Here is an 8,810-nt window from a genome sequence, read left to right as displayed (position 1 = left end):
ATTTTCAATTCATGAGTCGTCTTTAGACGACTTTCGCTATTAGACAGGGAATTCATTCCCTGGCGGACTAGCTGGATGGTGAGAGGAATGGCGGACTGACAGCTTTCTCCTGAAACAAGCCTAAAGAACAAATAATCATCGGTTCCCGTTTGTCTTCGTCTTCATTGACTATACACAAACGGTCATCCATCCGCAAACCCACGACTAATTCTGCTAATTGTCGATCGCCAATTCCGCTTTTTAACTGCCGATTTAACGTGTCAATTGCCGACTGGCGCAGGGGATAGCGGTAAATTTCATCAATCGCTTTTGACAATTCATCGGATGCAAATATTGTACCATTCATTTCCTTAAAGTAACTCTTCAAACGTTCGTATGTTCGGAACCGGGCCCCGGAAGGCCTGCCCAATTGTCCGCCCGCAGTTAACTCTTCTTCTGCTATCAACTCTGCACCTTTTGTGACTAATTCGTGATGCTGTTTGTCTCTGGGAATTGCTGGTGTCGCTTCCTCGCAGGCTGCAATTCTGAGGATTCCGAGTTGCGATTGACTAACGCTATTGCCATCGCGATCGACCCAAATCAACGAATCATTTCCCTCGGCGGTTTTCATGTACAATAAAACTCCTTCTGGTTGCAAGGGTGCGGGAGTATGATTGCGAGTTGAATAAACTACATTTGGCATTGACTCAATGGTTTTTTTCAAAATTGGGTTGTTGTCCGTGGCATTTTTCCAAATTTGAAAAGCTTCCGATGTTAAGTCAACTTCGGCATCTTCTTCGCCATCTAAAATTCCTGATTTTTCATTGTAAATATCGAGAATTACTTGAGGTGAGTCATCCTCAAAAAATGTCTCATCAGTTCCGACGACTTCGGCATTTTCTTGCAAGCGTCGGCGCAGTCTTTCGCGCAGGTTGATAATGCGATCGACTCCTTCGTCTGGCAAAAACGAATAGCACAAAATGCGATCGGCTTTTTGACCGATTCTATCCACCCTTCCCGCCCGCTGAATTAACCGAATAATTGCCCAAGGTAAGTCATAATTAACGATAATCGCACTGTCTTGTAAGTTGTGACCTTCACTCAGAATGTCGGTGGCAATTAAGATTCGCAATTCTCGTTCTGGTGAGATTTTGTCACGCTTACCGTTGCTAGTCGGACTAAACCGGAATGTGACTTCTGTGGGGTCTTTTGATTTGCCTGTCACCGATGCAACGCCTGCAATTTTGAGCTTGGTTAAATTATCAGTTAGATAGCGGACTGTATCGGCAAATTGAGTGAAAATTAGTACCTTCTCGCGGGGATGAGTTTCTGTGAGCAATGTCACCAAAGCAGCTAATTTTTGATCTGGTTGAGAATGCCATACACTGCAAGTTTGCAAGACTTCAATCAAACAGCGGGCATCGGCTAGCAAATCGCGTTTTAACTTCTTGGTATCAAAAAAGTCAGATTTGAGCCATTTAAACCTGCGCTGGTAGCGCGTTTGATATTCTCGATAAACAACTTCTGCCCGCTGTTTAAAACTCTTTTCGCTTAACAGCAATTCTGCTTCACTATCTAAAGTTTCGCCCGCATCATCTTCGATTTCTTCGCTTTCAAAACTGCTAACCACCACAGAATCAGCATCTTCATCGCTGTTGCGGGTATCCAACAAGTCTGCATCCTGGGTGCCGATCGGAATATCGGAGTTTTGGTCGATCGCATATAAATAGATAAAATTCCGCAGGATGTGGCGCTCGATCGACTGGATAAAGGCACTGCCGCTGCTTTCTAGCCGTTTAAACAGGTTTGTCCGCGAAAATCCCATTAACCGCCGACCCCCACGGAATAAGGCATTTAACTGCCGCTGTTCTGCTTCAGTCGGCTGTTGTTTGGGTTTTTTGGCGATGTAATTTCCCAGCCCGTAACGCGGCAGATTTAGTGCATTGATGACTTCGACAATTTCCTCAAAGTCAAGCTGGGAGCTAGTTGCGGAAGTTTCCGAGGAAAACTTAATGGTTTTGGGAAGGCGATCGGGAAAATAGGAACGAGTGCGATCGGCAAATTCTAGATATTTGCGCTTCTTCTCTGCGTCAGTTTCCGCATAATTTTCTTTAATAAAAGAGCGAGTGCGCCTCACCATGTAGTGCTTCATCAAATCTCGCCAATCATCAGGATGTTCGCTTTTTTCAAAAGCAGCCAAAGAGCGCACGGAACATTGATGCCGCTTAATAAATTCTAACTCTCCTTGACTGCCTCCGCCCAATTGGTTCAGCAAAGCTTCGGGCCGCAGTCCTAAATTTTGGTCTTCAGGAATAAACAGCCGCAACTGAGAAGATAAATCTAAATAGGTTTTGTTGTAGGGAGTTGCTGAAAGCAAAATACATTTACTTTCGTTGATGGCAATATATTCTTGAATCGCTCGATATCGCTTGCCTTCGCGGTTTCTGAGGTTGTGACTTTCATCAATTAACACAACTCGATAGCGGCGCAATTCTGGCAATTCTTGCTGTACCAGACTGATGGATAAGACTTTGGCACCCAGGAGATATTTACAATTATACTCCTCCCACATTTTGACTAAGTTTTTGGGACAAATTATCAGGGTTTCCAAGAAACAGTCTTCTTGTAAAATTTTGGCGATCGCAGTTCCGACTAAAGTTTTACCCAACCCTACAACGTCGCCAATAATCACGCCTCCCCGTCTGGTAATGTGACGGGCGGCTAACTTAACGGCTTCTTCTTGAAATTTAAATAAACCCTTAAAAGCGCGGGGAATCTGAAACTCAGCAATACCTGCGATCGCCTCGCGGGACAAATGATAGACTATGTTGAGATAGATGTGATAAGGTGGAATTAGTTCGGATCTCGCCCAACTGCGATCGATAATTTCTGCAAGTTCTTTGGAAATATCAACACAGCCGTATTCTTCCCAGCGATCGTCAAACCATTTTTGCAACTTATTACAAGCATCAAAATCTAAAATATCAATATTCAATTCCCCTTGTTTCGATAGTCCCGATAAAGTCAGATTGCTGCTGCCCAAAAAACCTACAATTGGGCTGTTTGGGTCTTGACGGTGAACGAGATATAGTTTAGCGTGCAGTGGGTAAGCTAAGAATAATTTAACAATAACTTTTCCGCTTTTAATCTGATAGCTTAACCTGCGTAAGCCCTGCTCGTCGCGATCGTTGGGAGCGCCGATCGTCAACTGGTGGCGAAATTCCTCAGCCATCCGTTTTTTGAGCCGAATAATGGCATTATTGTCAATCCCCCCGTGATGGGAAATCAGGCTAAAACTAGCATTCAATTCATCAGAAGGCAAACTTTGCATTCCCACCAAAAGGCGGCAGCACGCTCCTTGGTTTCCGACATATGCTTCTATTAAATCGCCAATTCTCCGCCATCCCCTGAGATTGAAATAGCCCACGCAAAAATCGGCACGGTAGGAGAGTTTAATGGTGTCTCGCAATGCTTGTAGCAGCGGCAGTTCAATGTTGTCAAAAATGCGTGGCACTGGGTTTCCTCTGTTATATTAGTGGTGCATACACAAGTTTGTAGTAAGGACTTTAGTCCTTAAAAAATCACATGGAAGGACTAAAGTCCTCACTATAGCAATCATTGCAGGAGTCGTAAACTTTTTACCCCACCCCAACCCTCCCCTGATCAAGGGGAAGGAGTAAGAAATTCACAAATGATGCGAGCATTACTATAAAGTCTCTAAGCATTCGATGAGTGCTTGCCAAGTTTCGACATCTAAGACAGCAACTTGTTTGCCTTTTATATGGAAAACTTCAACTGACTACAATACTTCTAATCCGGTCACTCAGGCTACCTCTATGTTAATGATAGGATAACTTTTGAGCTCCATTCTAACTGATATCTTGCACCATTCTCAAGTAGCCCTTTATGAACAGGCAAGATGCCTGTTCCACAAAAATTCAATGTTCTTGTGGAACAGGCAAGATGCCTGTTCTTGAGAATGGTGCAAGATATGAGTTCTAATCAATTTGCTCCTCGGTTGCTGCGCCAAACCGTATGGAAAAAAGGTCGATCGTACCCAGCCAACCCCAGCAACCTGAACCGCAGGTGAGGCAATCCCCCTGCAGCCCCCGCTTCTCGACGCGGTACAATAAGTGCAATCATACTTAACGCTTATATTGAAAAAGTTACACACAACGCCACAGGAGACAACAGACGCATGGGTAAAGTAGTTGGCATTGACCTCGGAACAACAAACTCAGTAGTAGCCGTCATGGAAGGCGGCAAACCGGTTGTGATTGCCAATGCAGAAGGGATGCGGACAACTCCCTCGGTAGTCGCTTTCACAAAGGAAGGAGAACGCCTTGTCGGACAGATGGCGAGACGCCAGACTGTTCTCAACCCGCAAAACACCTTTTACGCCGTCAAGCGGTACATCGGACGCAAATATACCGAACTGACTCCAGAATCAAAGCGCGTCCCTTACACAACTCGCCGCGACGAAAACGGGAACATCAAAATCAAGTGTCCCCGCCTGAAAAAAGATTTTGCCCCAGAGGAAATTTCGGCGATGGTTTTGCGGAAACTGGCCGATGAAGCCAGCCGCTATCTGGGACAAGAGGTGACGGGGGCTGTAATTACTGTTCCCGCTTATTTCAACGACTCGCAGCGACAGGCGACGCGGGATGCTGGACGAATTGCCGGACTTGAGGTTAAGCGGATTTTAAATGAGCCGACGGCGGCTTCTTTGGCTTACGGTTTGGAGAGGCGAGAAAGTCAAACTATTTTAGTGTTTGATTTGGGCGGCGGTACTTTTGATGTGTCGATTTTAGACGTGGGAGACGGAGTATTTGAAGTCAAAGCAACTAGCGGCGACACTCAATTGGGCGGCAATGATTTTGACTCCAAAATTGTGGATTGGTTGGCAGAACAATTCTTAGAAAAAGAAGGAATTGATTTGCGTCGCAACCGGCAAGCTTTGCAGCGCTTGATCGAAGCGGCAGAAAAAGCCAAGATTGAGCTGTCGGGAGTCGGTGTTACTGAGATTAATTTGCCGTTTATCGATGCGAACGAAGACGGGCCTTTGCATCTGGAAACGCGACTAACTCGCGGTCAATTTGAGGGGCTGTGCACAGATTTGGTGCAGCGGTTGCGGCGGCCGGTCAAACAAGCTTTGGCTGATGCAAGTTTGAGTCCTTCTCGCATTGATGAAGTTGTGCTAGTCGGCGGTTCGACTCGCATTCCTTTGGTGCAGGAAGTTGTTCGCAGTTTGATTGATCGAGAACCGAATCAAAATGTCAATCCCGATGAAGTTGTGGCGGTGGGTGCGGCAATTCAAGCGGGTATTTTGGGTGGCGATGTCCGCGATGTGCTGCTGTTGGATGTGACGCCGCTGTCGCTGGGTTTGGAAACTATCGGCGGGGTGATGAAAAAACTGATTCCTCGGAATACTACTATTCCAGTCAGGCGATCGGACATTTTTTCGACTGCTGAAAACAACCAAACTGTGGTAGAAATTCACGTGATCCAAGGGGAACGCGAATTAGGCAGAGATAATAAGTCTTTGGGACGGTTTAAACTAACTGGAATTCCGCCGGCACCACGAGGGATTCCGCAGGTGCAAGTAGCTTTTGATATTGATGCTAACGGGATGCTGTTGGTGACAGCTTTGGACAAAACTACCGGCAGGGAACAAAGCATTACTGTACAAGGTGCTTCGACGCTGAGTCAGCAGGAAGTGAATCAAATGATTCGCGATGCGGAACAGTTTGCTCAAGCTGATAAGTTGCAGCGGGAAAGGGTAGAAAAACGCAATCGCGCTGAAGCTTTAGCTTATCAAGCTGAGCGGCAGTTGCGAGAAGTTGCGCTCGATCGCGGAATGCAGTTTGCTCAAAGAAGTCGCCAGCGAATTGAAACTTTAATTCGGGAATTGCGAGACAGTTTGGAACGCAATGATGAGCGGGGAGTTGACCAAGTTGGTTCGGATTTGCAGGATGCTCTTTACGATTTGAGCCGGGAAGTTTCAGCTTTTGCTGATGATGACGATGATGATGATTTCTTTGAGTCTGTGAAGCGGACTTTTACGGGCGACGGTACCAAGCGGCGCAGCGATGACAACAGCTATTATACCAATGCTAAACCGTACAGGCGATCGACTGTCGATCCAATTCCCGATCGCCCCTATGATCGCACCGGCGATCGTATGAATGATCGAATGGGCGATCGAATGGGCGATCGAATGGGCGATCGTATGGGCGATCGCATGGGCGATCGTATGGGCGATCGTAGAAGCAGTGCTAATCGCCCCACTCGCCCTTATCAAAATCAAAGCGACGATTGGGATGATGACGACGATTGGCTCTAATTAGTGGTTAGTCATTAGTCCCTAGTCATTAGTCCCTAGTTTGAAGCAGGGAAGCAGGATGACTAATGACTAATGACTAATAATTAATGACTAATGACTAATGACTAATAACTAATGACTAAATATGCAGAATTTTCGCAATTACTATCTAATTTTGGGAGTCCCCAAAGATGCCACGGCTGATGAGATAAAAAAAGCCTATCGACGGCTGGCCAGACAGTTGCACCCTGACGTAAATCCGGGGGATAAATCGGCTGAAGATAGGTTTAAGGATATTAATGAAGCTTACGATATTCTTTCCGATATTGACAAGCGAGCTCAATACGATCAGTTTAGTAAATTCTGGAAACAAAAGGGATTTCAAGGCAAGCAAGGGGTGCGACTTCCCAATTTCAAAACTTGGGGAAACGGTAAAGCTACCCGCAAAAAACCGGCCGAAGATGTCGATTTTAGTGATTACTCGGATTTTAATAAATTTCTCGACCAAGTGCTCGGAAGACGCCGGGAAGTGAGGATGGCGACAGCGAATGATGCACCGGGAGTAGCCTCCTCTGAACCGTGGAGTACGGCTTCTAAGAAAACGAGTTATGTTGCTAATTCTCGCCCACCTAGAAGGGATTTCGACGATCGCGAAATGCGACGGGAAACAGTCGATCGCGAAATGCGACGAGAAACAGTCGATCGCGAAATGCGACGGGAAACAGTCGATCGCGAAATGCGACGGGAAACAGTCGATCGCGAAACCAGAAGGGATGCGGAAGAGCGCGAAATGCGACGGGAAGCAGTCGATCGCGAACCCAGAAGAGACATTGAGGCCAGACTAACTCTGCCTTTGGAAAGGGCTTATTCGGGCGGTACTGAGCGAATTCGTCTGGAAGATGGGCGAGCGATCGAGGTAAATCTGCCTCCTGCTATGGTATCAGGCCAGCGGATTCGCTTGCGAAATCAAGGTATGGGCGGCGGAGATTTATATTTGAAAATCACGGTTTCTCCCCATCCATTTTTTCGCTTGGAAATGTCGGATATTTGCTGCGAATTGCCACTGACTCCCAGCGAAGCGGTGTTGGGGGGAGATATTGAAGTACCGACGCTAGACGGCTTGGTAAAGATGAAATTGCCGCCGGGAGTAACCTCTGGAAAGCGGTTGCGGCTGGCTAACAAAGGCTATCCGACAGGAAATGGCGATCGGGGCGATCAATTGGTAGAAATTCAGGTGTTAATTCCCCAAGAAATTAGTGACGAAGAAAGAGAATTATACCAGAAGTTGCGAGAGGTTGAGTCTTTTAAACCCCGCCAGGATTTGTCTGTATAATTGTAGGGTGTTCACTGCTAGCCCTGTCAAGATGTTCCTTATTTAGACACTTCTACCCGTTACTAAGCTCTGCCTGGTAACGCATATCCAGAGGCTCTGCCTCCAACTTTCCTCATAGAAGAGCGAGGCAGAGCCTCGCTTACATTGATTCCCAGGCAGAGCCAGGGAACCAGTTAACCACCAATTACGCATTACCTATTACCATTATGATGACATTCATCAATCCTAAAACGGATTTTGCTTTCAAAAAAATTTTCGGCTCTGAAAATAGCAAAGACATTCTAATTAGTTTTTTGAATGCTTTGCTGTATGACGGTCAGCCCACCATCCAAAGTTTAAAAATCTTCCCTCCTTATGCAGCACCGAGAATTCGCGGTCTTAAGGAGACTTACTTAGATATTAAAGCTCAGTTAGATGATGACACAACAGTAATTATCGAGATGCAGGTTTTGAACGTAGAGGCCTTTGAAAAGCGGATTTTGTACAATGCAGCTAAAGCTTATTCCACGCAATTAGAAACAGCAGACAAATATGCGCTACTGAATCCAGTAATTGCCTTGACTATCACTGATTTTGAGATGTTTGAGGATTTTACCAAAGTAACTTCGCGGTTTGTCCTTAAGGAAAAAGACTTTTTGATTGATTATCCTGTTTATGATATTGAATTAGCGTTTGTTGAGCTACCAAAATTCAAAAAAACGCTAAATGAGTTAGAAACCTTGACCGATAAATGGATTTATTTCCTCAAAAGTGCTAAGGATTTATCAATAGTCCCTGAAACAATGCAAAGCGTCCCGGAAATTCAGAAAGCATTTACAATAGCCAATCGAAGCGCTCTGAGTCGCGAGGAGTTAGCAGAATTGGAAAACGAGGAAATTTATATCCAAGATCGGCGTGGGGCAATATCTAAAGCAGTCAAACAAGGAAGAGAACAAGGAAGACAAGAAGGAAGACAAGAAGGAAGACAAGAAGGAATCAAAGTAGGACAATTAGCACTAATTATTCGTTTATTGGAACGCCGTATAGGTGCTGTAGATTCCGAAGTTGACAGTCAAATTCAAGAATTGTCGATCGACCAATTGGAAAACTTAGGAGAAGCCTTGTTAAATTTTAACGACATATCAGATTTAACAGCTTGGCTGCAAACACAAGATTTACCCGCAGAATAGCCGTTAG

At 45.5% G+C, this 8,810-nt stretch carries 5 protein-coding genes; 4 read left to right on the top strand and 1 reads right to left on the bottom strand.

The annotated features are described in order from the left end of the window. Nucleotides 1-67: 67 nt before the first annotated feature. Nucleotides 68-3,493, bottom strand: coding sequence for a helicase-related protein (locus tag QUB04_RS15770; RefSeq protein WP_333285659.1), 3,426 nt, complete (start codon nt 3,491-3,493; stop codon nt 68-70). Nucleotides 3,494-3,898: 405 nt separating this feature from the next. On the opposite strand from QUB04_RS15770, the gene QUB04_RS15765 reads away from it, so the two are divergent. From QUB04_RS15765 to QUB04_RS15750, 4 genes are all read left to right on the top strand, one after another. After that, nucleotides 3,899-4,069, top strand: a complete 171-nt coding sequence (locus tag QUB04_RS15765) for a hypothetical protein (protein ID WP_333285657.1) — start codon at nt 3,899-3,901, stop codon at nt 4,067-4,069. A gap of 108 nt (nt 4,070-4,177) precedes the next feature. Next, nucleotides 4,178-6,322, top strand: a complete 2,145-nt coding sequence (gene dnaK, locus QUB04_RS15760) for a molecular chaperone DnaK (protein ID WP_333285655.1) — start codon at nt 4,178-4,180, stop codon at nt 6,320-6,322. Between the two features lie 124 nt (nt 6,323-6,446). Beyond that, nucleotides 6,447-7,634, top strand: a complete 1,188-nt coding sequence (locus tag QUB04_RS15755) for a J domain-containing protein (protein WP_333285653.1) — start codon at nt 6,447-6,449, stop codon at nt 7,632-7,634. Between the two features lie 209 nt (nt 7,635-7,843). Then, nucleotides 7,844-8,803, top strand: coding sequence for an Rpn family recombination-promoting nuclease/putative transposase (locus tag QUB04_RS15750; protein WP_445301063.1), 960 nt, complete (start codon nt 7,844-7,846; stop codon nt 8,801-8,803). Nucleotides 8,804-8,810: the final 7 nt, after the last annotated feature.

This window comes from Microcoleus sp. D2_18a_B4 (assembly GCF_036702475.1).
In the GTDB taxonomy this organism is placed as follows: domain Bacteria; phylum Cyanobacteriota; class Cyanobacteriia; order Cyanobacteriales; family Microcoleaceae; genus Microcoleus.
This window is presented reverse-complemented; position numbering and strand designations above follow the sequence as displayed.